A 24493-nucleotide genomic window follows, 5' to 3' on the forward strand; every position below is an offset into this window, starting at 1 on the left:
CTCTCCTATTCGTAATGGCATGTATAGTTACTTCTTGTTTCAATGCAACGTTTCGCCCGGTCCCTATCTTCATCCGATTGGAAAGTAATTTGTAACACACCGAAAATATCTTCGCGCGTTTCCAAAATCTTGATGTTTGTTAAACTAATTTCTTCTTCGCCCAAATACCTAGTCACTTCCGAAATAACCCCCGGATAATCTGGTACGTCAACAAATAAATCGTAAAAAGATGGAATCGCACCGCCTTGGTGAACTGGAAGTGAATCTCGAAATTCTTTCGCCCCATCAAAAAAGGCATAGATAGAACTGGCGTCTTCACTTTCAAGCATCTCAAGCGCTTGGTTCATACTATCTCGCCAAATCGTCAGCTGTCTCGTTAACGTTTTTTGGTTACTGATGGAAATGTCCGTCCACATTCTTGGGTCAGAAGAAGCGACCCGTGTAATATCACGAAATCCACCCGCCGCAAGTCGAAATGCTGCAGGATGTTCTTCTGTAAAACTTTGCGTTTGGTTCACTAAAGCTGCTGCTACAATATGCGGTAAATGGCTCAACATGCCAGTAATTTCATCATGTTCATTTGGTGATAATACTAAGAATTTAGCATTTGTACCAGACAGCCACGTTTTCAAGTCGGCCACTTTGTCTTCTGCTACATCTTTCGTTGGTGTTAACAAATAATAGGCATTTTCAAACAAAAGTTCTTTGGCAGCACGAACGCCACTTTTATGCGAACCAGCCATTGGATGACCGCCAATAAATGTAATGCCACTTTCTCTAAGCGCCGCAGAGGCATCCATAATAGTTCCTTTTGTACTACCTGTATCTGTAACGATTATATTTTTCTTTAAACGTAGTTCAGGTAAACGTGTTAATAACTGTTCTGTTTCTTTTACTGGGCAACAGAAAATAAGTAAATCTGCTTTTGGTCCATCTATTAAAATACTTTCACCAATTTCATCAATAACGCCGAGAGACTTTCCAACTTCTAACGAATGATAGGAAACGTCAATCCCGATAATATGTGCTTCTGGGTGTTTGGCTTTAATCGCAAGGGCAATAGAACCGCCAATTAACCCAAGCCCAACAATAACTACCGTCCCTCTCATTCAAAAAACGCCTCCAAACACTTACAATAATTTTTCTAAAAGTGCAATTACCGCACTATTTTCTTCTTCTTTTCCGATTGTAATTCGAACAGCTGTTGGGAAACCAAGTGCCGCACCAGAACGTGTAATATAACCATTTTTTTCCAAGTAGCTAAAAATAGTTCCTGCTTCGATTCCTAAATCTATTAAAACAAAGTTGCCATTCGCTGGATACAGTTTTACTTGCTCAAAACGTTTTGCAAATGCTTCATATTGTTTAATTCCGTTTGCATTAGAAGTTCGACATGCTTCAATAAAAGCTTGATCCTTTATTGCTTCTATTGCTAATTTTTGACCAATGCTCGTCGTATTAAACGGCGGACGAACGATATTCAGTTGTTCAATGATTGCTTTATCCGCAATACCATAACCGACACGGGCACTTGCCAAACCATAAATTTTACTAAAAGTCCGGGTAATAATTAAATTCTTATAAGTCCGAATTAAATGTTCATGTTTTTCAGGTTGTGGCGTCACATATTCAATATAGGCTTCATCCAAAACAACGAGCACATCACTCGGTACTTTGTCTAAAAATGCTTGGATATCTGCTAAGTCAATGTAATTCCCAGTTGGGTTGTTCGGGTTGCATATCCAAACAATTGTCGTATTGTCGTCAATCGCCTTCAACATACCATCTAAATCATGCGCACCATCCATAAGTAGTGGAATTTCTCTTACTTCGGCGCCTTCGATTAAAGCATTTTGACGATACTGCACAAATGTCGGTGTCGCCATCACAGTATTTTTCGTCGTATCCAGTAAAACTCGTGTCAACAGCTCAATCAATTCATCGACACCCGCCGTAAAAATCAATTCTTCTTCTTCCAATTGATAAAAATCAGCTACTTCTTTACGCAAGCTAGAAGCCCAGCCATCTGGATAAATTTCTGTTTCCACACTAGAATTTGCTTGAAGCTCCGCCACTTTTGGAGAAGTTCCTAGTGGGTTTTCGTTGGATGATAGTTTGGTGATTTTCGTTAAACCAAGTTCTACCATCACTTCTTCTTCGCGTTTTCCAGGTTTATAAGAAGATAGACCTGCAAGAGATTTTTTCCATTTCATTACGCATCCTCCTCTTTTACTAAATCTGGGCGAAGTGCTTTTGCTCCTCGCAAGTAGACATGGTTAATGGCTCTGAGCGGTTTATGTAAATCTGTGAATACCATGAAACGAATGCACATCGGGAGCGAGTTTGGCACCGGAATTTCCTGCATCCCCATGACAGGAACATATTCAAAGCCAGGTGTTTCGCGCACCGCCTTAGCTGGAAAAGCGGCAAAAATATCTTCTGTCACTGTAATAATGACGGATGTTAGTTGCTCACTATCTGTTATTTCATTTTGCGTTAAAATTGCTTCAAATAATTCTTTCGTCGCTGCATAAATTGCTTCTGGTGAGTTAGTTTCTATTGTCGTTGCCCCTCGAATTGCTCTCAAATGTCATTCCCTCCATTTCGCATCACACGTTTGTATGTTTCAAAAATCAAATCATCTTCCGCTTTAAAAACAACTGGTTTTCCAATTTCTTCGAGTAAAACCATACTTATTTCATTAAAAGTGGTTTTTTTATCATGACGCATATTTTCCAGTATTTTACTAAATGGAACAGTTGCATCAAATGTCGTATCATAGCCTAACTGTTTTAGCCACGTTTTAAATTCTGCTAAATCGAAATCCAGTCCGTAAATTGTCTCACTCATCGTGAGCGCATAAATCATCCCATAAGTAATCGCCTCACCGTGTAACCATTTACCAAAGTTCCCGTAAGCTTCTAGCGCATGACCAAACGTATGACCGAAATTCAAATACGCGCGCACGCCTTGCTCCGTTTCATCTTGCGCAACAATATTTGCCTTAATTTCGATCCCGCGTTGTAAAAACGGCGTCAAGTCTTTCGTATAAAAGTCTTTTGGCTCTGTATAAGTGTCCATTAAAGCACGTAGTAACGTACGGTCGCTAATAAGCGCATGTTTAATCATTTCCGCAAAACCAGAGCGCATTTCCCGTTCTGGTAAAGTAGCAAAGAACTGCGTATCATAAATGACTGCTTCTGGCTGGTAAAAGTTACCAATCATGTTTTTGCCAAGCGGATGATTGATTGCAACCTTACCACCTACGGCACTATCATGTGCAAGAACCGTCGTAGGCACCTGATAAAAAGGAATGCCTCTCATATACGTAGCGGCAACAAAACCACCTAAATCACCAATAACGCCTCCACCAAAAGCAACTAAAACCGCTTTACGATCAAGGCCTGTTTCAATCAGTTTTGTCATCACATCTTCATAGACACGAAACGTTTTCGCTTCTTCCCCGTTTGGCGCCACATAATAAGTAACTACGGGTAAGTCAGCTAGAACTGCGTCAAGTTTTGCTTTATGAAGTTCCGCCACATGCTCGTCTGTCAAAACAAACACGTGGGAAAATTTAGCTAGACTCTCTGTCCACTTTACCCTTACGTCTTCTAATGCGAATTCATTAATATATACTGGGTATGTTTTACTTTTAGCACGGACTGTAATTTCTGGCATGTTTAAAACTCCTTCGTTAAGTTTCGGTGTTCCTCCACATGTTTTTTAAGTGTGTCAAAACGGTCACCATCAAATTTTTCTAACACAGCAACTGCAACTTCCCAAGCAACAACAGCTTCTGCTACTACGCTTGCAGCAGGGACTGCACAACTATCTGAACGTTCTACACTTGCATTAAATGTTTCTTTCGAATCAATATCCACACTTTGAAGTGGTTTGTATAACGTTGGAATTGGCTTCATTACGCCACGAACAACGATTGGCATGCCATTGGTCATTCCGCCTTCGAATCCACCAAGATTGTTTGTACGTCTTGTGTAGCCATCTTCTTTACTCCATAAAATTTCGTCCATCACTTCGCTACCAGGTTTTCTAGCAGCTTCAAAACCAACACCAAATTCAGCACCTTTAAATGCATTGATACTTACAATCGCACGTGCGATTTTCGCATCTAATTTTTTATCCCATTGTACGTAGCTACCAAGTCCAGCTGGCACACCGCCAACTACAACTTCTACGATACCGCCTATAGTGTCGCCATTTTTCTTCGCATCATCAATTTTTTGCATCATTTCTTCAGCCGCTACGCCATCTAAACAACGCACGGGGGAAGCTTCAGATGTTTCTTGGATTTCTGTAACCGAGTAATCACGTGTTAAGTTCGCACGCGTACCACCAATTTCAAGTACATGACCAGCCACTTCAATGCCAAGTTCATGTAATAATTTTTTTGCTACTGCCCCAGCTGCAACGCGGACAGTCGTTTCGCGCGCGCTAGAACGTTCTAGTACGTTACGCATATCATTATGGCCATATTTCATACCACCAACTAAATCTGCATGTCCAGGACGTGGACGGGATACGCGACGGGATTTCTCCTTTTTTTCTGGGACTGGCTCAATGCTCATAACCGTTTCCCAATGTTTCCAGTCTTTATTTTCAACAAACATTGCTACAGGTGCGCCTAATGTTTTACCATGACGAATTCCTGCCGTGATTTGTACTTGGTCTTTTTCGATACGCATACGCGCGCCGCGACCATGACCACCTTGTCTTCTTTTTAGTTCTTTGTTTACATCTTCTGCTAGTAGAGGCATTCCTGCTGGTAACCCTTCAATAATTGTTGTAAGCCCCGGTCCGTGTGATTCTCCTGCCGTTAAGTATCTCATCTGCTCATCTCTCCTTTTTCTATTTCAGCTAGATTTTCTAGCGTTGATATTTTAGCGCTTTAAAGTATATGTGTAATATCTTAACATATGCCACGCGAGAAAACAATACTTTCGTTTTATTCTTTCATCTTACCAAAAAACCGCATGAAATGGTAATTTCTCTATAAAAAAAGAGCCTAGGTTTCCCTAAACTCTATACTATATTAAATCCAAGTGTCAATTGCCTTTTGATAACTTAAAATTTCCTGCGGTGCAAAAAACAGCTGAATCTCCCGTTTCGCACTTTCTAAGCTATCCGAACCATGAATCACATTTCGATTTGTATGTATCGCATAATCAGCGCGAATTGTTCCAGGGTCAGCTTCTAGCGGGTTTGTTTTTCCCATCATTCGGCGTGCTGTTGCAATCGCATCGTCTCCTTCTAGCACCATCGCAAACACTGGTCCAGAAGTAATAAATCCTATTAAATCCTCGAAAAAAGATTTTCCAATATGTTCAGCATAATGTTTTTCAGCTAGTTCGCGGTCGATTTGCATTAATTTTCCAGCAACTATTTTTAATCCTTTTTTCTCTATTCTTGTGACAATTTCACCAATAAGTCCTCGTTCTACACCATCCGGCTTAACCATTACATAAGTTTGTTCCATAAAGAATCCTCCCTCACGTTAATAATTTCTTTTATCTAAAACACGAACGATTTGTTTTAATGGTTTTAATTCAGGCACTTGCGGCAAAGAATCCAGTATTTCTACAGCTTTCTTTAAGTAGGCTGTTGCGATATCTTCGGCCTGTTTTGCTCCGGATTTTTTGACTTCTTCCACTAAAACCGCAATTTCTTCTGCTGGAGTTTCCTCTGTAACCTGGCTGATGCGTTTTTTTAGAAAAGGGTCTTCCATTGCGAAAAACACTGGCAACGTGACATTTCCTTGTCTTAAATCTTCCCCAGCTGGCTTACCGAGTTCTTTTTCTGTTCCAACAAAATCAAGTACATCATCCGTAATTTGAAACGCCATACCAACATAATAACCAAAACGATATAACTTCTGATAATCGGCTTCACTTTGACCAGAAACAACGCCACCAAGTCCGCAACTAGCTGCTATCAGTAAAGCTGTTTTCCGTTTAATTCGGCGCAAATAATTACGCACACTTTGGTCAAAATTATATTTATCTTTTAATTGCTCGATTTCACCTGTAGAAAGCTCCACCGTCACATGAGATAACATTTTGTGCGCAGCAACGTCTTTAATTTGCGTCATATATTCCAGTGACTTGGCAAACAAAAAGTCGCCGGTATACATCGCAATATGGTTGCCCCACTTCGATTTAATTGTCTCGCGTCCACGTCTTAAATCCGCATCATCCACCACATCATCATGCACAATGGATGCCATATGAATCAATTCAATCGCTACACTCGCATTTTTCACTGCATCAAAGTCTGCATTAGGAGCAAGTCTTGCGGATAAACAAACGAACATGGGTCTAATTCGTTTTCCACCAGCCTCTAATAAATGAAGTGCCGCATCAGAAGTAGTTTCAGCAGCCGCGCCAGAAAGAGCCTTTTTAAGTTCTTTTTCCACTGAGTCAATGTCTTTTTGCATATTCGCATATAAAAAGTTAAGTTTCATGCTTGCCACCTTATTGTTCCTTCTTTTTAAATCCAAAGTGGGTTGCACTTGCGCCGCCACTGTGTGAAATATATCTTACGTATGAAAATCCGGCTTCTTGAAACATTTCCGCAAGTCTAGCCATCCCTGGAAACTCGCGCGTTGATTCTTGTAGCCAGCTATATTCTTTATAACTTTTCGCAAAAAACTTCCCGAAAACTGGCATTACGTAACGGAAATAAGCATTAAACACTTGTTTCCAACCTGGAATATTGGGTTGAGAGGTATCGATACACGCAAGCTGTCCGCCTGGTTTCAGTACACGGTACATTTCCTGGAGTACTTGCATATAATCTGGTACATTTCGAAGCCCAAAACCAATTGTCACGTAATCAAAACTATTATCCGGAAAAGGTAATTCCATTGCATTCCCGTGAATAAGTTCCACATTGTGCAAATCTGCTTCGATTACTTTCTCACGACCAACTTTTAGCATATTTTCACTGAAATCAAGCCCCGTCACATGACCTTCTGGGCCAATTTCTTCCGCCATCATAATCGACCAATCTGCCGTGCCACAGCAAACATCAAGAACATTCGTCCCTTTTTGAACACGCATTAGCTTCATTGTTTCTTTGCGCCATTTCACATGTAGTTTAAAACTAATAACACTATTCATTCGGTCATAACTTGGGGAAATTTTCTCAAATACTTTATGTACTTTTTCTTCTTTAGTTTCCGTCATATCCCGAATCTCCTTCTATTTATCAGTCGTTAAGAACTTCAATAATTCTTTTTTCCAGTATGTTAGAAAGCGGTTCAGATTCTGTTCTTAGTCGCTCCACTTCCAATTTCACATCACGAATAATCGCTACTAACCAGCTTTCAAAATTAGATACAGCTTCCTTCGCAAAATAGCCATGATCAAACGCACGCTTTAACCTAGACGCACCAATTTCGTTGTAAGTAGCAAGTTCTGTTTGGAGTCTTTTAAGTAAAAAGAACTGACAACCAAGCGCGATAAATGTGTCATCTTTCATAAAATACTTCGCAAACTTGGCAAAAATAGCCGCATTCGTTAACGTAAGCTGAGATAAATACTCTTCATCTGTTGCGACATGTAACTGGTAAATATTGGTTTTTGCCGTGTTTGTTTCTTGAACCCCGCTTTGCAATGCTCGAAGCAGTGGAATCATTTCTAATTCAGCAAGTGTGCGGTAATAGAGAGCACTATAAAAATCCCCAGCGAGAACCGTCAACTCTTGTTCCTTACGAGTGAGCTGTACGACATCTCCTGGTTCATCAATTTTTTCATGTGTATCATGCGCTAAAATCATGTACAGCGTTGCACTAACGACGCGATATGCAGAGGCATCAGTCAAATCAGAGCCAGAAATGGCTTCATGAAGAAATAGCATTTGATCCTTGTCCATTTGCCCGCCTTCATTATTCTCTTGTAAATACTGATAGACTGCTTGCTCATGTACCAACTGCTCCACTTCCTTTAGCCCAGCCTCTCTTGCCTGATAAGTCATTTAACTATCCCCTTTGAATCTCCTTAATATGTAAAATAAATTATACCATAAAGGATATTTAATTATGCTTAATTAAAGCCAAAACTTCACTTCTAAGCTTATCATCATTTTTAAAAGCACCACGAACAGCACTTGTAATTGTTTTTGTTCCAGGTTTATTTACACCGCGGATTGTCATGCACATATGCTCTGCTTCCATGATGACCATTACACCCAGCGGTTTTAGTTTATCCATCATAATTTCTGCGACAGTCGTTGTAATCCGTTCTTGTAGTTGCGGGCGACGACTCACATCATCCACGACTCGCGCAAGTTTACTAAGACCAGCAACTCTTCCATTTTGTGGTAAGTAAGCCACATGAGCTACTCCGAAAAAAGGGACAAGGTGATGTTCACACATAGACGAAAAACGAATGTCTTTCACAAGTACTAATTCTTCATGTTGTTCTTCAAAAATAGTGTCGAAATGAACAGAAGGATCTTTTTTCAGTCCAGCAAAAACTTCTTCATACATACGAGCTACTCGCATCGGCGTATCAATCAGCCCTTCACGATCTGGATTTTCTCCTACTGCTTCTAAAATAACTTTTACCGCGTCAGCAATCTTTTGTTTGTCTATTTGCTCCATCCTTAATTCCCCTATCTTTTTAGCATTATATACCTTGTATATCTTAACACAGCCGAACTTCAAGGTAAATTTAATTTGCTTGGATAAGTGATAATAATAGGGTTTTTTTACTTTCCTAATTATATTCCCTATTTCTAAAACAAAAAACCACTAAAAATGGGCATAAAAAAACTAGCCTAGCTTAATTATAAAATTAAGGCCAGACTAGAGTTAGTGCTTAAAAGTCTATGTAGCTTATTTAACAGCTTCTTTAAGCGCTTTACCAGGTTTGAAAGCTGGTACTTTACTTGCAGGGATGTCGATTTCTTCTTTAGTACGAGGGTTACGACCTTTACGGGCAGCACGTTCACGTACTTCAAAGTTACCAAATCCGATTAATTGAACTTTTTCACCTTTAGATAAAGAAGTTTGAATAGTTTCGAATACAGCTTCTACTGCTTTCGCTGCGTCTTTTTTAGAAAGATCAGCTAGTTCAGCAACGCTATTTACTAAATCAGTTTTATTTGCCATTGTGTTTTCACCTCCTTCACAGAATACTTCAAAATAAGCAGGTACAAGATATACCTGTATTTCTCTTTTTTTCCAAAAACAAAATTTGATTTTGGAAATCTAAGGAGAATCATGACTGAAATGGCTTAACTACAAGCCTTAACAGTAATTCTGATAAAAGATTATCACATAATCCCTACAACTGCAAGGAATAATGCCAAACTGACACCGTTTCTTAACATTTTCAATCACAAACTTTTTTCTTTCAATGCTTGAAAACGTGATAGTATCAACCTGTTATCCATAATACTAACTTGGAAGCCTTAGAATAGCAAGCGATACCACCACAATTAGCTAAAATAGTTCTTTTTTCATAAAAATATGGTTAAATTTGCTTCTATTACCTGAAAACTCTAGGTTTCAGAGCCTAGCTTTATTCTAACATTTCTTTTTGAAAAGCTGCTTTTTCTGCCGCAGTAATTCCGATTCCTTTTTCTAAATAGTTAGCTACTGAGCCATATTGTTTTTTCATTTCGTCAAAGGCAATTTCCAAATATTCAGGACGTGCTTCTGCCATAGGTCGGAAAGTTTCTAAATCTATTTTTTCTGTTCCGCTTGAGAAGAGCGCCACAATTCCTCCCATTTCTTGTAAGATGTCGTCCTGATAGCGATTAGTGATGGCGTAATCGTCGAAAATCGTTTTTTCTGGTACATCTAACAATGTTAATAATAATGCCCCTAGGACGCCTGTACGGTCTTTTCCTGCAGTGCAGTGGAAAACGAACGGCAAGCCTGCTTTTGCATCCTCTAAAATTTCTGTAAAAATTTCTCTAAAACCTTCTACTGATTGTACAAATACGCGGTAACTTTCTCCCATCAGTGGTTCATAAATAGTTGTATCATTCGTTACTGGTAGTTTTGTTTCTTCATTTTTGGCAGTGCCAATGGGAATATGCTTATTTTGCACACCTTCAATTGCTGGTGTAGGTTGTGCTTGAACTTCGGAACTACTACGCAAGTCACAAATCCATTTAATATGTAGTTTTTGCAGTAATGCTGCATCGTTCAAATTTATATTCACGAGGTTAGAAGAGCGATATAGCTTCCCCCACTTCACATGCTTACCATTTTTGGAGGCATAACCACCCATATCACGGAAATTAAAAACACTTTCCAGCGGCAAAATGCGTTCTGAAATAACTGTTTTATTTCCTTTTGGCTCCTTTAAAAAGAAATAAACAGGAATATCCTTCGTTTCATACGTAAAGTGATCAACTTCATTTGTCACTTTGAAAACAGGCGCACTACTAGCTTCTAGGTTAGGACTATTACTTACAAAAACCAATGTTCCTTCGCTGACTTCTTCTTTTTTCCATGTTAATGTTACGGCCTTTTCTGTACGAGTAACTTCCATATTTTCCACCTACTTTTTATTATTTGGCTCTTCTGCTTCATTTTAGCATATTTCCTAAAAAAAGAGCCAAAATAAGCAGATAGCCCATTTTGACTCTTTCTATTAAAAGGATTCTTTTTCGATTTTCTTTTTGCGACCCATTAATAAATCCACTGCTTCGCGAGCATCTTTATTTTCGAATAAAATCGCGTAAATGGATTCGGTAATCGGCATATCAATATCAAGTTTTTTCGCCCAACCATGTACTGCTTTAGCTGTTCGAACACCTTCAACGACCATACCCATTTTTTCTAATACTTCGTCTAAATTCTCGCCTTTACCTAGCATATTACCAGCACGCCAATTACGTGAATGTACACTAGTGCAAGTAACGATTAAGTCACCAATACCAGTCAGCCCGTAAAAAGTTTGCGGATTAGAGCCAACAGCAACGCCGAGACGAGTGATTTCTGCCATTCCGCGAGTCATTAGAGCCGCTTTGGCATTATCGCCGTAACCAAGGCCGTCAGAGATTCCTGCGCCAAGTGCGATAATGTTTTTAAGCGCGCCACCAATTTCCGCACCAATCACATCATCATTCGTATAAATGCGCAAGTTATTATTGATGAAACGGTCTTGAACAATCTCAGCAGCTGTTAAATCTTTACAGCTTGCACAAAGTGTTGTAGGGTGACGAAGCGCAACTTCTTCCGCATGACTTGGTCCAGAAAGAACCACAAGCGCCTTCCGTTTAGCTGCATCAATTTCTTCTTCAATCACTTCGGACATTCGAAGGTTTGTTTCTGGTTCAATACCTTTACTCACATGCACTAAAATGGTTGGTTCTTTTAGCGCTTCATTTAACTGCTTACAAACGATACGCATCGCATTTGTTGGAATAGCAATTACGACAATTTCTGCCCCATCAATAGCTTCATCAAGTGACAATGTCGCTTTTACCTCAGTTGGTAAAATAATATCTGGCAAATAGTGACTATTCGTGTGCGATTCGTTAATTTCATTCACAATTTTATCTAAGTTTCCCCAAATAACTGGTTTATGATTATTATCCGCTAGGACAAGTGCAAGACCTGTTCCCCAACTTCCAGCGCCAAGAATAGCTACTTTTTTCTGTGTCATTATATTTTTCCTCCCGAAAACTTTACTTACGCTTACGAGCAATTACTCGAATTGGCGTACCTTCAAATGGAAATGCTTCTCTAATCCGATTTTCTAAGAAACGTTCATACGAGAAATGCATGAGTTCTGGATCATTAACAAATACAACAAATGTCGGTGGTTTTACAGCCACTTGCGTTGTATAGAAAATCTTCAATCGTTTACCTTTATCCATTGGTGATGGGTTCATTGCAACGGCATCACTAATAACATCATTCAGCATACTTGATTGTACACGGAGTGAATGGTTGTCGCTCACTTGGTTAATAAGTGGGAATAGATTATTTAAGCGTTGTTTTGTTTTCGCAGATACAAAGACAATTGGTGCATAGCTTAAGAATTGGAATTGCTCCCGAATATCTTCCGTCCATACGTTAATTGTTTTTTCATCTTTGTTAATCGCATCCCATTTGTTTACTACAATAATAATTGCACGTCCAGCATCATGCGCATATCCAGCAATTCGTTTATCTTGCTCCCGAATACCTTCTTCAGCATTGATAACCACAAGAACAACGTCCGAGCGTTCAATTGCTCTCATTGCACGTAAAACACTATATTTCTCTGTGCTTTCATACACTTTCCCACGTTTTCTCATTCCGGCTGTATCAATCATGACATAATCTTGGCCATCGAAAGTATAAGTTGTATCAATTGCATCACGAGTTGTACCCGCAATATCAGAAACAATAACACGATCTTCTCCAAGCAGTGCATTCAGAATAGAAGATTTACCAACATTTGGTCGACCAATTAAACTGAATTTCACTGTATCATCTGGATATTCTTCCTCTTCTTCTTTTGGAAAATGAGCACGAACAGCATCAAGCATGTCGCCAAGCCCTAGTCCATGTGAACCAGAAATTGGATACGGCTCACCAAACCCAAGAGAATAAAAATCATAAATTTGATCTCGCATTTCTGGGTTATCTACTTTATTAATCGCTAAAACAATTGGTTTATTAGACCGGTAAAGAATTTTTGCTACTTGTTCGTCTGCATCGGTAACCCCTTCACGACCATTGGTAATAAAAATAATTACGTCTGCTTCATCAATTGCGATTTCCGCTTGTGCGCGAATTTGCTCTAAGAATGGTTCGTCGGAAAGATCAATACCACCTGTATCAATAATGTTAAATTCTTTTCCAAGCCATTCCGCTGAATTATATATGCGGTCACGTGTCACACCGGGAACATCTTCCACTATGGAAACACGTTCACCAACGATTCTGTTAAAAATAGTCGATTTGCCAACGTTTGGACGTCCGACAATCGCTACAACTGGTTTTGCCATTATTTCACCTTCTTTTTTCTCGAATCCTATTTATCAAACTTTCTTTAGTTTATCAGTAAAACAGCTTACTGGCAATGAAAAGTTCGATTGGAAAAAGAAAAAGAGCCTACGGGAACAGTCTCCCTAGGCTCTTTTACGTACAATTATTTATCGTCGTTTTGAAGACCTTTTAATTTATCACCAATTAAATCGCTCATTTGGAATCCAGTGTTTTCTTCTGGAAGTTCATAATCAGCTTCTTCAACTGGAGCATCTTGTAATTCTTTAATGCTTAATGATAAACGTTTATCTGCTTCATTTACTTCAAGTACTTTCACTTCTACTGTTTGCCCTTCTGAAAGGACTTCTTGTGGTGTTCCAATATGTTCATGGGAGATTTGGGAAATATGAACCAAACCTTCCACTCCTTCAAAAATTTCCACAAATGCACCGAAAGTAACGAGACGCACTACTTTACCTTCTAAAACAGAACCAACTGGCGCTTTTTCGGCAATGCCGTCCCAAGGTCCAGGTAAAGTCGCTTTAATAGAAAGAGAAATACGTTCATTTTCAGGATCAATTCCAATAACTTTAACCGTTACTTTTTGTCCTTCTTCTAGCGCTTCTTGCGGTGTTGCAATATGTTTATAAGAAATTTGCGAGATGTGAACTAATCCGTCCACGCCACCAATATCAACGAATGCACCAAAATTAGCTAAGCGTTGAACCGTACCTTCAATCACGTCGCCTTCTTTGATTTCGCTCAGTAGCGCTTGCTTTTGACTAGCTTTTTCTGTTTCCACAACTGCACGATGGCTTAAAATTACACGGTTATTTTCTGGTTCAAATTCTACTACTTTGAAAGTAAGGGTAGTTCCTTTGTAATCTGCGAAATCTTCCACAAAATGATCTTCTACTAAAGAAGCTGGAACAAACGCACGAACACCAAGGTCAACAACTAATCCACCTTTAACAACATCACTGACTACTGCTTCAAACACTTCACCAGATTCAAATTTAGCTTTAATATCATCAGATGCTTTTTCTGCATCCACTTTTCTTTTGGATAAAACAAGTACATCGTCTTCTACTTTAGTGACAATCAAATCAAGTGTGTCGCCAACGCTCACAACGTCAGAAGCTGTCTCCACATGTATATTGGAAAGTTCACTTATTGGAACGACACCATCAAGTTTGCTATCTGGAATACCAACATAAACTTGTTTATCTTCCACGCTTGTAACTGTGCCAGTGACTTTGTCTCCTTCTTCAAAATTTCTAACTTCCACATCAAATAAATCTTCAGACATGTGTAGCCCTCCATTCGTTAGTCGAATTTTAGGAGTTTCTAATTCAGAAGCAACCTTCACGCTCACTTCCTCCGTTTGACTAGTTTTTCTAGATAGGCAAATTCCGATTAAATAAAGAAAAATATCAAATGCACCTTCTGTAAAACTGATCTTCCAACTAGAAAATCCTTTCAAGATACTTTTCACAAAGTAAAAAATCTCTCTTATAACATCCTACAAATCCAGAAATTTGTCAAGCTCTTTTAAGGGGATGAAATTGACTACAGGGCGTGAAATCGCTTCGTTCGTTTAGCCTTTCACGGTTAAATAAAAAAAGTGCTACATTTCCATTTAGTTAAGAAAATGTAGCACTTTTTCATTAATCTTTGATTTTTAGTTCTGCTAGTGAAAGAATTTTGTCGGCCACTTCATCAATCGACATGGATGTGGTATCTACTTCAATGGCATCGTCTGCTTTTTTTAATGGAGAGTGTGTTCTTGTGTAATCTAAATGATCTCGCTCTTCAATTTCTTTTTTAAGTTGGTCTAGATCTCCAGCAAAACCTTTCGCCATATTTTCTTTATAACGACGTTCCGCCCGTTCTTCCACGCTTGCAAGTAAGAATATTTTTAGTTCAGCATTTGGAAGAACTGCCGTCCCGATATCGCGTCCATCCATAACAATGCCACCCTCTGTCGCAAAAACTTGTTGGCGTTCTTGAAGTGCTTCACGAATAGATGGGTGTGCCGCAACGATAGAAACATGATTAGTTACTTCTAAAGACCGGATTACTTCTGTCACATTTTCGTTACCTATAAATACTTGTTGTACTTCGCCAGGTTCAAAACGAATAACCGTTTTTTGAAGGAGAGCCGCTATGCCTTTTTCATCTTCATAAGGAATGTTATTTTTTAAAGCAATATAGGTTACAGCACGATACATCGCACCCGTGTCTATATAAACAAAACGCAATTTTTTCGCCACGATTTTTGCTACTGTGCTTTTTCCTGCTGCAGCTGGTCCATCAATCGCGATACATATCTTTTTAGTCATAAAATAAAACTCCTTTTATCTGAAATTGGTTTGATTAATTTCTTCTTGGGATGCTAAAAGTACCATTAATTTCATCCGCGCTTTTTTACTATCGTAGTCTTTTCCTAAAATAACGCCACGATTATATAAGTCAAACGTGCTACCTTCATAGTCATATGTAGTATATACATTTCCTTCTTCTGCGCTCGTTGTAATCACAACTGGAATTCCCGCATCCAAAGCTCTGATAATAGCTGGCATCATTTTTGGCGCCACTTGTCCGCGTCCAACACCTTCTAAAACGATTCCTGAAACGCCACTATCAATCGCAGCATCAATAAATAAACCATCTGCTCCAATATAACATTTAATTACCACGACTTCTGGCAGATCTAGACGAATATCAAAACACTCATGTTCAAGCGGTTTTTGATACAAGAAAACTTGGTCATTATCAATGATACCAAGATAGCCGAAACCAAAGGCACTAAAGCCTTGGATATTAGAGGCATGGACTTTTTTTACATATCTAGCCGCGAAAATCCGTTCATTAAAAACAACGACTGTCCCAGCTTGACGTAAATTGATTTCACATGCCGTATAAATTGCATGACGAATATTAACATAGGCATCTGTTCCCGGCTCTTCAGGCGCTCGCTGTGAACCAGTAACTACAATGGGACGTGCATCGGTTACTGCAAGGTCAAGAAAATAAGCTGTTTCTTCTAAGGAATCTGTCCCGTGTGTTACAACTATACCATCATACGTTTCGTCCATGAAAATGGATTCAATAAGTTGTTTCAAGCTAATTAAATCAGGAAGCGAAATATGCATAGATGGTAATTGAAAAGTAGAATAAATATCTATTTGAATTTCTGTTGGTAATTGGCATAATGCAGCTAATTCTTCTCCAGATAATTCACCTGATGCAAGTTTACCTGATGCTGTCTTCTTACTTGCAATTGTACCGCCCGTTGTAATTAGTGCCACTTTTGCCATGATTATTTCCCCCTACTTTTCCATTTAAACAAACAAATGAGTCTCGGAAGCGTTTCCCAGACCCATTCAGTGTTGTTTATTACTGTGGAATTGTTAGAACTGTGCCAACTGGAACATTATTACTTGCCAGTCCATTGGCTTGTTTAATTTTTTCTACTCCGGCAGCTGCCCCAGCTTGTCCATATGCAGAACGAGCAATGCTATAAAGGGTATCGCCAGCTTTTACAGTATGAGATCCTCCAGCTTTTTTCTGAGTGGATTCATTTGCTTTTTGTTGTGCAGCTTTTTCAGCGGCCGCTTTCTCGGCAGCGGCTTTCTCAGCAGCAGCTTTTTCTTCTGCAGCTTCTTTTTCTTTTCTTTCATTTGCTGCTTTAACTGCGTCTTCTTCTTGTTTTTTCTTATCTGCTTCCGCTTTTGCTTCTGCAGCTTTCTTCTCTTCCGCAGCCTTTTCAGCAGCAGCTTTTTCTTCAGCGGCTTTTTTCGCTTTTTCTTTTTCTTCTTTAGATTGTGTGTTGTCAGATACATTTACAGTTGATTCTGTTTCTGTTTTTACTTCGTTTGATGAACCCATATTTTGCACTGTCACAAAGACAATCACGATAACGATTGGAATTAATAGAAAAAAAACAATCAATAAATTAAGTAATGGGTATCTAAAAATGGTTTTCTTTTTTCCTTTTCTGCTATCAGAACGAGATAACATCGGCGGTTCATTATTAAATTCATCTTGACCTTCAGAATTCATGTCATAATCAGCCGGTTCTTCGTATTCCCGTTTTTCTTTTCTTGTTTTTACCACTCAAAGTTCCTCCTTTAGTGCTTTCTAACTTATCCTATGCACTATTATTGGCACAGAGAAGTGTTACATATGATGTTAATAAATGAAATACCTTTGAAATAATTATAACCATAAACGTAACTTACAACAATACTTAAACTGCTTTTTTTTCAAAAAAAGCAAGTATCATTCTAATTTAGTACTTCTGGCATAGAATCTCGCTTGATTTTATACAGATTACTGAACAAAATAATAACAATTTTTTCACTATTAAACAAGTCTTTTTTTATAAAAAATGGGAAACCAGCTACTTTTTGTCGAATTTCGTAACAATACAACTACTGGAGTAAATAGGATAGATAAGCTTCCCAGGTTGGAATTTCTTTCGGCTGTATTTTTTCTTGTTTCTCAAAATGGGTTATTTCTGCCCCGTCCAAATCACAACAATTTTCTGGCGTGACTCCTACTTGCGTTTCTTCAAAGTAACGCAAAATATAATTGCGACGGCAGTCTTCTGTATGAAGGTAACCAATAAATTGTTGTAAATTAGCTTGTTTCCATTTTTTTCGATATTCCATTTTAGCTGTTAATTCTTTCGTAGATAAACCGCTTCTTTGATAATACTCAATAAAACGTTGCTCTGCTTCTGGTAACGTTTTCCGTTGCTCCTTCGTCAAGTTCATTAAACTAGCGTCTGGTATGTCTTGATCAGCTAATTGCATTTGAATGAATTCATCTCCATTCGCATAAAGTAAAATCGCCACACTATCCTTACTGTCGCGTCCAGCTCGACCAATTTCTTGCAAATAAGCTTCTAAATCAGCTGGCATATGATAATGAATCACAAAACGAATATCTGCTTTATCTATTCCCATCCCAAAAGCGCTAGTCGCGCATATAATATCCAACTGTCCGTACACAAATTGTTGCTGGATAATAATTCTATCTTCGGTGTCCATATCACCGTGATAATAAGCTACTCTCAATTCGGCAATTTCGCTTAATTCACGCGCAATACTTTCCGCTAATTTTTTACTGGAAAAATAAATAATTCCCGGCGTTTGCAGTTTGCTTACAAGCTCATATAAACGTTCTTTCTTCAACTGTTGGCTAGAAAATTTCTCCACTTGTAAAGAAATATTAGGCCGATTCACCGAATAAATGATTTGCTCACAATCCGTTAAGTAGAGTTGCGTTAAAATATCCGCCCTAACCTTCTTCGTCGCCGTAGCAGTCAGCACCATCGTCACTGGGAAGGCGGCATCTTTAATGAATTGACCTAACATTAAATAATCAGGTCGGAAATCGTGTCCCCACTGTGAAATGCAATGGGCCTCATCTATGACAAACAAGCTGATTTTTTGTTTTAATAGTAGATTCTTCACTGCTTCATTATTTAGCATTTCTGGTGATAAAAAAATAAATTTATATAAATGAATATTCGTAAGGATTTGACTTTTTTCTTCTCGTTTTAAAAAGCTATTCAGTGCCGCCACTCGCTTCTCTCCGTGAGCGCGCATTCGCTCTATTTGGTCTTGCATGAGAGAAAGAAGCGGCGAAACAATCAAAACTAAACCATCCATCAAATGACCGGCTAATTGATAGCAAATGGTTTTTCCTGTTCCAGTAGGTAATATAGCGAAACAATTCCGCTTGGACAAAGCTGTTTCAATTACTTCTTTTTGACCAGGGCGAAACGTATCAAATCCGAGGTATTCTTTTAATTCCTGCTCTAAGTTCACTGCTCGCCCTCCCTACTAACAACTGCTAACCGAATTTGATAATAATCTAAATCTGGAAATTCAGCTTTTATTTCACGCAGTAAATTCCATTTCTTTGTATTAATCGTTTGGATTACGTTCTCTTCTGGTAAATAAGGAACGTCTGCTTCCTTCAAAGTAGCACGGATTTCCACAAAATGATCATGAATAGTACTCATTTTCAAATTCCGAATTCGCTCAATTGCCTCTAGGTCCGCACCATTCTGCCATAATGAGTAGGTTTGCTTTGCAGAACTAGTTAGTCCAGTTAGTTCATTCGGCACAAGACTAACCAATATCGGCCATTCTTCCGGTTTCTTTTTCATCACAGCAAGCAAACGATGAATCTCGTGGAGTACTTCAAAATAAACGTCCCACTTCTCTACTTGATACTTTGTGCCAATTTGTTCTGTCGTATAGCCCATTAATTCTCCACCAGAAAACCGCTCCACAATAAATGCTGGCCGAGCAACAGCTAATTTTTCCATCCATGCAAAAAGTTCCTTGTATAATCCATCCGCTAAACTTGATTTATCTTGTGACTTCAACCAATGCTTAATAAATTGTTGGATTTTCTTATCGCGAATGACAGGTAAATAGTAACTTTCATGATGATGGATATTGCTAACAACTTGAACAGCGAGTCGCAAATGCGCAAAGAAAGCAAAAGCTTGCCGCTGAAATGTAAAACCTTGAAAATTTGGATAGTCCTTTACAAAAGAGGCAACTTGTTGTTCTCGAATCATATAGCCATTTTCAGTTGAAACAATCTTCCCTTGGCGCACTAAATCTGAAAGGCGACTTTCTAAATGGTTGGCTTTTAAATTAGGCACTAACCCAAATAAATGTTGCATTTGAAAAAGATGGATATCTTGAACAGCTTGACCGGTTCTTCTTCCAGCTAAAACAGTATGTATAAATGGTAATTTTCTATGTGTAATACTTTTTTCTAACATTGTCATAATATAGTTATCCAGCTTATCCAAGACTTGTCCACCACCTTTTTTTGTATCACAATCATACCACAGAAACACTTGTTCTACATTAGTTTTTCCGAAAAAAACTTTTTGAAAATATGTTACAATAGAAAAAGAAAAAATCTGGCTGCAAATAGTTATTTTAGAAAGGAAGCGTAGAAAATTGAAGTATTGTCTTGTTGAAAAAGACACTTGTATTGCTTGTGGCGCTTGTTCCATTCATGCACCCGATGTTTTTGATTACGATACAGAAGGTCTTGCCTTTAATATATTAGATGAGAACACTGGAACAAAAGAAATTCCCGAAGATTTGGTCGAAATGGTGATTGACGCTGAATTCGCTTGTCCTTCACTTTCTATCAAAGTTTCCGATGGCCCATTTCATTAAAAAATCCGGCAGCCCATTTAGTGGCTACCGGATTTTTATATTTAATGGCTTGTTTCTTGTTGTCTTTTTTCAAATTTGCGCCGTTCTTTTACAGTTTGGTTTTTAGCAACCCAATTTTTAAGTCTAGAGTACAGTAACAAGAATACAGCACTAACGATGATTCCTTTTAATAAGCTAAATGGTATAATCGCATAAGTGACTAACCAAGCAACATCTGTATTCGCCGGAAGTCCACCAAGTTTAATATAAAATGGTAATAATGCAAAATAATTAAATGCCGCCATTACAACTGTCATTACTAACGTTCCAATTGCTGTTGAAAGCACCATTCCTTTTGTTGAGCGCAACCAGTGAAATAAATAATAAACCGGTAATACATAAAAAATACCATTAATAAAATTGGATAACTCTCCAACAGGAACCCCAACTGGACTACCTGACATAATGTAAAGTAGAACATTTTTGATTAGTTCTACTAAAATCGCTGCGAGTGGTCCAAATAATAAGCCACCAAACAAAGCTGGAATATCACTAAAATCAAGCTTTAAAAATGGTGCACTCGGTAATAGCGGAAATTGTAGCATCATTAAAATAAATGCTAAAGTACCAAGAACCGCCACACTTACAAAAACCTTCATTGAATAATTCTTCATTGTCATTTCTCCCTTGATGTTCACCAAGAAGCGAGTGACTTCACTTAACGAATGCAACCCAAGCAAATAAAAAACCTCAACCAAAAAAAGTTGAGGGAGAGTTTGTGAAATAATAAACAAGTACCGAATACTCAAATAAGCATCATAGCTTGCTAACACATGCTCGTGAAGACAAACGAAAAGGTCTGCCAACATCTTCTCCCATCCAGACTTTACTGTCGGTCCTGGAATTACACCAGAGTCAACTGCTAAAAAAGCAGATCGTGGACTTTAACCACCGGTCGGGAATTACACCCTGCCCCGAAGATGAACGAATATTTTCTTACAATTTTCATTTTACCATGAAAAAAAATTTTGGCAAGCCCTTTTGTACGTTTTTTCACGTAAACGCTTTCTATCTAAATGAAATAAAAACCAGCAAATTAGCTGGTTTTTATTTGTTTACCAAGGAATGTCAGTTGATAGTGATTCTGCTAATGATTGGTTTTCTTTCAAACGAATTTTACGAGCAATGCTTCTTGCCTCGGCGCCCGCATGGATTCTTTTTTGCTCTTCTGTTTCTGGTTGAACGAGTGGAACTTCTACAGTTTTACCATTCGCATCCAACGCCACAAATGTTAAAAAGGATGTAGCTGCCAAATAACGTTCTCCTGTTTTCAAATTCTCCGCAATAATTTTAACGAAGATTTCCATAGAACTTCTACCCGTTGAAGCCACATAAGACTCCAAGCAAACAGAATGATCATTTTTAATTGGTTTCAGAAAATCCACCGAGTCTGTTGACGCAGTAACAATTTCGGTACGACAATGACGAGAGGCGCTGATAGAAGCTGTGTCGTCAATATAGGTCATTAGTCTACCACCAAAAAGGGTATTGTGATTATTTGTGTCTGACGGGAAAACCCGGCTCGTTTTAATTACTAGTGATTCTTTACAAAATTTTGTTTGTCTTTTTTCCATGTTTTTCGCTCCAATCTATTTATAGAGAGGTAAAGTGATAATAAAATCAGATCCTTTACCTAATTCGCTTTCAACCGAAATTTTTCCATTATGTGCTTCTACAATATTTTTAACGATTGCAAGACCAATACCTGTTCCAACCGCTTTTCCGCGTTTCCTTGCTTTATCCACTTTGTAAAAACGTTCAAACAGATAGGGAATGTCTTCTTCCGCAATCCCGCTTCCATTGTCAGATACAGTAATTACAAGATTGCTCCTAGTCTCATCAATGGTTTGTTTTAAAATTACTTTTCCATCATAGCCTTCTTTTCCAGTGTGACGAATAGCATTCATAATTAAATTAATTAATACTTGTTCCATCCGGTCTGGGTCAAAAGAATATTCTAAGTCAGGCGTTTCTAATTCTAACCCTAGTTCCACAAAGTTCTCTTTTGCAAGTACATCAAAATTAGAAATCACTTTTCGCAACAATGGAGCAAGCGGTAATTTTTGATTATCCATTTGATTAAATCCAGCTTCCATTCTAGCAAGATCCAACATATCGTTCACCAAACGTCCAATACGAAGGGATTCATCATAAATAATTTGCGCAAACTCCCGCACTTCTTCATCCGACTGAGCTACCCCGTCAATAATCGCTTCACTATAACCTTGTAACATCGAAATCGGCGTTCTAAGTTCATGCGAAACGTTATTAACAAAATCACTTTTCATTTTTTCAAGTTGTTTTTCTTCTGTCATATCTCGAATTACCGCAACAATACTACGCACATGTTCTCCCGTGTAAAGCAACGTCAAAATTGCTACATACGTATGATCTGCAAAAGTGATTTCGCCAACTTGAGATTCTTTCTTTTCTAACGTATCATTCAACAATTCATTTAAAGCTACTGGAATGAGAACTTTTTCGGTATTTTCTGGCGAGAAGAACCAATTATGTAAAAATTCTTCTGCCGGCGGGTTACTAAGAATAATCGTTTTATCCACACTAAATTTAATAACACCATCAGCCATCCCAACTAGAATATTGGATAGCTGTTCTTTTTCTTGCCTAAGGGCGCTGACATTATATTTCAATTGTTTTGCCATATCGTTAAAAGCTACCCCGAGTTCGCCAATTTCATCATGTGTATAAGTTGGTACGCGGTTGTCAAAATTTCCTTTAGAAACAGCAATCGCAATTTTTTTCATTTCCCGAAGCGGAAAAGCCATACGAGAAGAAAAGACAAATGACAAGATAGATGTAATAACTATCGCAATAATACCTGAAACAATTAACGTACTCATTGTTTTTTCGTTCACTTTTAAGATATCATGATAAGACTGATAAACGTAAACAACGCCAGTTTCCCCATTCGCAAGCTTAAACTTCTGCGCAGAAATTTCGACTGGTAAAGAACTTTTTTCTGTTTTGAAATTATATTTCATCGTTACACTATTATCTTTTTCTAATGCTTCATCTAATGTCTTATCTTGAATTAATTTATTAGCGGATGCACTAGAAATAGTATCTGGCGACTGCGATTGATAGACGCTTTTTCCATTTTGTTCAATAATGACACCCATCGTATCATCAAGTAGTATAAGTGCAGAATCATTATGATTTTTAGCAGAGATCACTTCATTATTTTCTTGCATGACAGTGATGATACTAGCAGTTTTATTCTCTAATTCATTTGTTATTCGAGTAATATTATTTTTTTCATATATCATTGCAACTAAAAATCCAGAAATAACTAAAATCCCTATCAATAAAAGAATAATGGTACTCCAAATTTTCCCAACAATACTATTCCAAATCTTCATCTATTCTCACCTCGGTCCTCGCAAAAAAATAACGAACAAAGCACGTGCGGCATAACACTTGCCGATTAAACGTCTTTGCCCGTTATCTTAGTCTGTTTTATTAATCTTCTGGAACTTCAAATTTATATCCAAGACCCCAAACTGTTACAATCATTCTAGCAGCGTCTTCCGATACATCATGCAGTTTTTCACGAAGTCTTTTAACATGCGTATCAATCGTCCGTAAATCACCAAAGAACTCATAACGCCATACTTCTTTTAAAAGTGACTCGCGGTCAAATACTTTATCCGGAGATTTAGCCAAATAATAAAGCAAGTCATATTCTTTTGGTGTCAAACCGATTTCTTTTCCATCGACAATAACACGGTGAGCTTCGTTATCAATTTTCAAATGTGGGAAAGTAATAATGTCTCCCGGTGTTCCTCCTGCTGATTCTTCTGAGGATTGTTTCGCACGACGAAGGACAGCCTTCACACGAAGCACTACTTCTCTTGGGCTAAATGGTTTAACGATATAATCATCTGCACCAACTTCAAAGCCTTGTACTCGGTTAGCTTCTTCTCCTTTTGCAGTCAACATAACAACAGGTGTTGATTTAAACTCTCTCAGTTCACGACAAACTTCGATACCGTCTTTACCAGGCATCATCAAATCAAGTAGGATTACTTCATAATTGTTGTTTAGCGCCATGCTTAAGGCTTGATCACCATCACTAGCTTCTTCAATACGATAGTTTTCTCTTTCAAGATACATCTTAAGAAGGCGGCGTATCCGGTCCTCATCATCCACAACAAGCACTCTAACTTGTTCACTCATAAGTACTCATCCCCTAACTCTCATTTACATTAAAACGATCACTTACATTCAATTAAATAAATGGAATCTTCCGTAC

At 38.3% G+C, this 24493-nt stretch carries 25 protein-coding genes and 1 riboswitch; of the genes, 1 reads left to right on the top strand and 24 read right to left on the bottom strand.

What is annotated here, in order from left to right:
* Positions 1–5 precede the first annotated feature (5 nt).
* From HRK21_RS01470 to HRK21_RS01565, 20 genes are all read right to left on the bottom strand, one after another.
* Entirely contained in the window at positions 6–1109 is a 1104-nt protein-coding gene (locus HRK21_RS01470; protein ID WP_003739322.1) for a prephenate dehydrogenase, read from the bottom strand.
* Between the two features lie 21 nt (positions 1110–1130).
* Positions 1131–2213 (bottom strand): histidinol-phosphate transaminase, encoded by a 1083-nt coding sequence (gene hisC, locus HRK21_RS01475; RefSeq protein ID WP_069887972.1) that lies wholly within the window; start codon positions 2211–2213, stop codon positions 1131–1133.
* Positions 2213–2587 (bottom strand): chorismate mutase, encoded by a 375-nt coding sequence (gene aroH / locus HRK21_RS01480; protein ID WP_069887971.1) that lies wholly within the window; start codon positions 2585–2587, stop codon positions 2213–2215. Before aroH ends, hisC begins: the two co-directional genes overlap by 1 nt.
* Positions 2584–3681: a 3-dehydroquinate synthase gene (gene aroB, locus HRK21_RS01485; protein WP_069887970.1), complete on the bottom strand. Its 1098-nt coding sequence runs from the start codon at positions 3679–3681 to the stop codon at positions 2584–2586. The genes aroH and aroB overlap by 4 nt, the downstream gene beginning before the upstream one ends.
* Before the next feature lie 2 nt (positions 3682–3683).
* Positions 3684–4850: a chorismate synthase gene (gene aroC, locus HRK21_RS01490; protein ID WP_003739326.1), complete on the bottom strand. Its 1167-nt coding sequence runs from the start codon at positions 4848–4850 to the stop codon at positions 3684–3686.
* A gap of 203 nt (positions 4851–5053) precedes the next feature.
* The gene (gene ndk / locus HRK21_RS01495; RefSeq protein ID WP_003737026.1) at positions 5054–5497 is read right to left on the bottom strand and encodes a nucleoside-diphosphate kinase; all 444 of its coding nucleotides are present in this window, start codon (positions 5495–5497) and stop codon (positions 5054–5056) included.
* An 18-nt stretch (positions 5498–5515) separates the two neighbouring features.
* On the bottom strand, positions 5516–6481 hold the full coding sequence (hepT, locus tag HRK21_RS01500) for a heptaprenyl diphosphate synthase component II (RefSeq protein WP_069887969.1): 966 nt from the start codon (positions 6479–6481) through the stop codon (positions 5516–5518).
* Positions 6482–6491: 10 nt separating this feature from the next.
* Complete coding sequence (gene menG, locus HRK21_RS01505) at positions 6492–7205, bottom strand: demethylmenaquinone methyltransferase (protein ID WP_003739328.1); 714 nt, start codon at positions 7203–7205, stop codon at positions 6492–6494.
* Positions 7206–7227: 22 nt separating this feature from the next.
* On the bottom strand, positions 7228–7995 hold the full coding sequence (locus HRK21_RS01510) for a heptaprenyl diphosphate synthase component 1 (protein WP_070005963.1): 768 nt from the start codon (positions 7993–7995) through the stop codon (positions 7228–7230).
* A 58-nt stretch (positions 7996–8053) separates the two neighbouring features.
* Entirely contained in the window at positions 8054–8623 is a 570-nt protein-coding gene (gene folE / locus HRK21_RS01515; protein WP_003728758.1) for a GTP cyclohydrolase I FolE, read from the bottom strand.
* A gap of 234 nt (positions 8624–8857) precedes the next feature.
* Complete coding sequence (hbs, locus tag HRK21_RS01520) at positions 8858–9133, bottom strand: non-specific DNA-binding protein Hbs (RefSeq protein ID WP_003720260.1); 276 nt, start codon at positions 9131–9133, stop codon at positions 8858–8860.
* Between the two features lie 412 nt (positions 9134–9545).
* Positions 9546–10526, bottom strand: a complete 981-nt coding sequence (locus tag HRK21_RS01525; protein ID WP_070005964.1) for a tyrosine-protein phosphatase — start codon at positions 10524–10526, stop codon at positions 9546–9548.
* A 102-nt stretch (positions 10527–10628) separates the two neighbouring features.
* A complete protein-coding gene (locus HRK21_RS01530; RefSeq protein WP_003728760.1) occupies positions 10629–11645 on the bottom strand; it encodes an NAD(P)H-dependent glycerol-3-phosphate dehydrogenase in 1017 nt (338 codons plus the stop codon).
* Between the two features lie 22 nt (positions 11646–11667).
* A complete protein-coding gene (der, locus tag HRK21_RS01535) occupies positions 11668–12978 on the bottom strand; it encodes a ribosome biogenesis GTPase Der (RefSeq protein WP_003727996.1) in 1311 nt (436 codons plus the stop codon).
* Positions 12979–13121: 143 nt separating this feature from the next.
* Positions 13122–14267 (bottom strand): 30S ribosomal protein S1, encoded by a 1146-nt coding sequence (rpsA, locus tag HRK21_RS01540; protein WP_031695257.1) that lies wholly within the window; start codon positions 14265–14267, stop codon positions 13122–13124.
* A 358-nt stretch (positions 14268–14625) separates the two neighbouring features.
* Positions 14626–15300, bottom strand: a complete 675-nt coding sequence (gene cmk, locus HRK21_RS01545) for a (d)CMP kinase (protein WP_069887965.1) — start codon at positions 15298–15300, stop codon at positions 14626–14628.
* Positions 15301–15315: 15 nt separating this feature from the next.
* Positions 15316–16278 carry an asparaginase gene (locus tag HRK21_RS01550; protein WP_003739334.1) on the bottom strand — a complete coding sequence of 321 codons (963 nt, stop codon included), beginning with the start codon at positions 16276–16278 and terminating at the stop codon, positions 15316–15318.
* A gap of 79 nt (positions 16279–16357) precedes the next feature.
* On the bottom strand, positions 16358–17077 hold the full coding sequence (locus tag HRK21_RS01555; protein WP_070005965.1) for a LysM peptidoglycan-binding domain-containing protein: 720 nt from the start codon (positions 17075–17077) through the stop codon (positions 16358–16360).
* 317 nt (positions 17078–17394) lie between these two features.
* Positions 17395–18798: a RecQ family ATP-dependent DNA helicase gene (locus HRK21_RS01560; protein WP_070005966.1), complete on the bottom strand. Its 1404-nt coding sequence runs from the start codon at positions 18796–18798 to the stop codon at positions 17395–17397.
* On the bottom strand, positions 18795–19802 hold the full coding sequence (locus HRK21_RS01565) for a YpbB family protein (protein ID WP_070005967.1): 1008 nt from the start codon (positions 19800–19802) through the stop codon (positions 18795–18797). Before HRK21_RS01565 ends, HRK21_RS01560 begins: the two co-directional genes overlap by 4 nt.
* Before the next feature lie 154 nt (positions 19803–19956).
* Here HRK21_RS01565 and HRK21_RS01570 point away from each other — a divergent pair, with 154 nt between their 5' ends.
* Positions 19957–20181 (top strand): ferredoxin, encoded by a 225-nt coding sequence (locus tag HRK21_RS01570; protein ID WP_070005968.1) that lies wholly within the window; start codon positions 19957–19959, stop codon positions 20179–20181.
* 41 nt (positions 20182–20222) lie between these two features.
* On the opposite strand, the gene HRK21_RS01575 is transcribed toward HRK21_RS01570, so the two are convergent.
* The 4 genes from HRK21_RS01575 to HRK21_RS01590 form a co-directional block, all read right to left on the bottom strand.
* Positions 20223–20834 carry an ECF transporter S component gene (locus HRK21_RS01575; RefSeq protein WP_003739340.1) on the bottom strand — a complete coding sequence of 204 codons (612 nt, stop codon included), beginning with the start codon at positions 20832–20834 and terminating at the stop codon, positions 20223–20225.
* Positions 20835–21023: 189 nt separating this feature from the next.
* A riboswitch (FMN riboswitch) is annotated at positions 21024–21146 on the bottom strand.
* A 129-nt stretch (positions 21147–21275) separates the two neighbouring features.
* On the bottom strand, positions 21276–21794 hold the full coding sequence (locus HRK21_RS01580) for an acyl-CoA thioesterase (RefSeq protein WP_031695258.1): 519 nt from the start codon (positions 21792–21794) through the stop codon (positions 21276–21278).
* A gap of 15 nt (positions 21795–21809) precedes the next feature.
* Positions 21810–23600 carry an ATP-binding protein gene (locus tag HRK21_RS01585; RefSeq protein WP_003739342.1) on the bottom strand — a complete coding sequence of 597 codons (1791 nt, stop codon included), beginning with the start codon at positions 23598–23600 and terminating at the stop codon, positions 21810–21812.
* 100 nt (positions 23601–23700) lie between these two features.
* The gene (locus HRK21_RS01590) at positions 23701–24417 is read right to left on the bottom strand and encodes a response regulator transcription factor (RefSeq protein ID WP_003723595.1); all 717 of its coding nucleotides are present in this window, start codon (positions 24415–24417) and stop codon (positions 23701–23703) included.
* Positions 24418–24493 lie beyond the last annotated feature (76 nt).

This window comes from Listeria monocytogenes, from assembly GCF_013282665.1.
Classification (GTDB): domain Bacteria; phylum Bacillota; class Bacilli; order Lactobacillales; family Listeriaceae; genus Listeria; species Listeria monocytogenes_C.

Bases quoted from the DNA above. Each gene is read 5' to 3' on its own strand.
- HRK21_RS01470 (WP_003739322.1), bottom strand. From the start codon at position 1,109: ATGAGAGGGACGGTAGTTATTGTTGGGCTTGGGTTAATTGGCGGTTCT.
- hisC (WP_069887972.1), bottom strand. From the start codon at position 2,213: ATGAAATGGAAAAAATCTCTTGCAGGTCTATCTTCTTATAAACCTGGA.
- aroB (WP_069887970.1), bottom strand. From the start codon at position 3,681: ATGCCAGAAATTACAGTCCGTGCTAAAAGTAAAACATACCCAGTATAT.
- aroC (WP_003739326.1), bottom strand. From the start codon at position 4,850: ATGAGATACTTAACGGCAGGAGAATCACACGGACCGGGGCTTACAACA.
- ndk (WP_003737026.1), bottom strand. From the start codon at position 5,497: ATGGAACAAACTTATGTAATGGTTAAGCCGGATGGTGTAGAACGAGGA.
- hepT (WP_069887969.1), bottom strand. From the start codon at position 6,481: ATGAAACTTAACTTTTTATATGCGAATATGCAAAAAGACATTGACTCA.
- menG (WP_003739328.1), bottom strand. From the start codon at position 7,205: ATGACGGAAACTAAAGAAGAAAAAGTACATAAAGTATTTGAGAAAATT.
- HRK21_RS01510 (WP_070005963.1), bottom strand. From the start codon at position 7,995: ATGACTTATCAGGCAAGAGAGGCTGGGCTAAAGGAAGTGGAGCAGTTG.
- folE (WP_003728758.1), bottom strand. From the start codon at position 8,623: ATGGAGCAAATAGACAAACAAAAGATTGCTGACGCGGTAAAAGTTATT.
- hbs (WP_003720260.1), bottom strand. From the start codon at position 9,133: ATGGCAAATAAAACTGATTTAGTAAATAGCGTTGCTGAACTAGCTGAT.
- HRK21_RS01525 (WP_070005964.1), bottom strand. From the start codon at position 10,526: ATGGAAGTTACTCGTACAGAAAAGGCCGTAACATTAACATGGAAAAAA.
- HRK21_RS01530 (WP_003728760.1), bottom strand. From the start codon at position 11,645: ATGACACAGAAAAAAGTAGCTATTCTTGGCGCTGGAAGTTGGGGAACA.
- der (WP_003727996.1), bottom strand. From the start codon at position 12,978: ATGGCAAAACCAGTTGTAGCGATTGTCGGACGTCCAAACGTTGGCAAA.
- rpsA (WP_031695257.1), bottom strand. From the start codon at position 14,267: ATGTCTGAAGATTTATTTGATGTGGAAGTTAGAAATTTTGAAGAAGGA.
- cmk (WP_069887965.1), bottom strand. From the start codon at position 15,300: ATGACTAAAAAGATATGTATCGCGATTGATGGACCAGCTGCAGCAGGA.
- HRK21_RS01550 (WP_003739334.1), bottom strand. From the start codon at position 16,278: ATGGCAAAAGTGGCACTAATTACAACGGGCGGTACAATTGCAAGTAAG.
- HRK21_RS01575 (WP_003739340.1), bottom strand. From the start codon at position 20,834: ATGAAGAATTATTCAATGAAGGTTTTTGTAAGTGTGGCGGTTCTTGGT.
- HRK21_RS01580 (WP_031695258.1), bottom strand. From the start codon at position 21,794: ATGGAAAAAAGACAAACAAAATTTTGTAAAGAATCACTAGTAATTAAA.
- HRK21_RS01585 (WP_003739342.1), bottom strand. From the start codon at position 23,600: ATGAAGATTTGGAATAGTATTGTTGGGAAAATTTGGAGTACCATTATT.
- HRK21_RS01590 (WP_003723595.1), bottom strand. From the start codon at position 24,417: ATGAGTGAACAAGTTAGAGTGCTTGTTGTGGATGATGAGGACCGGATA.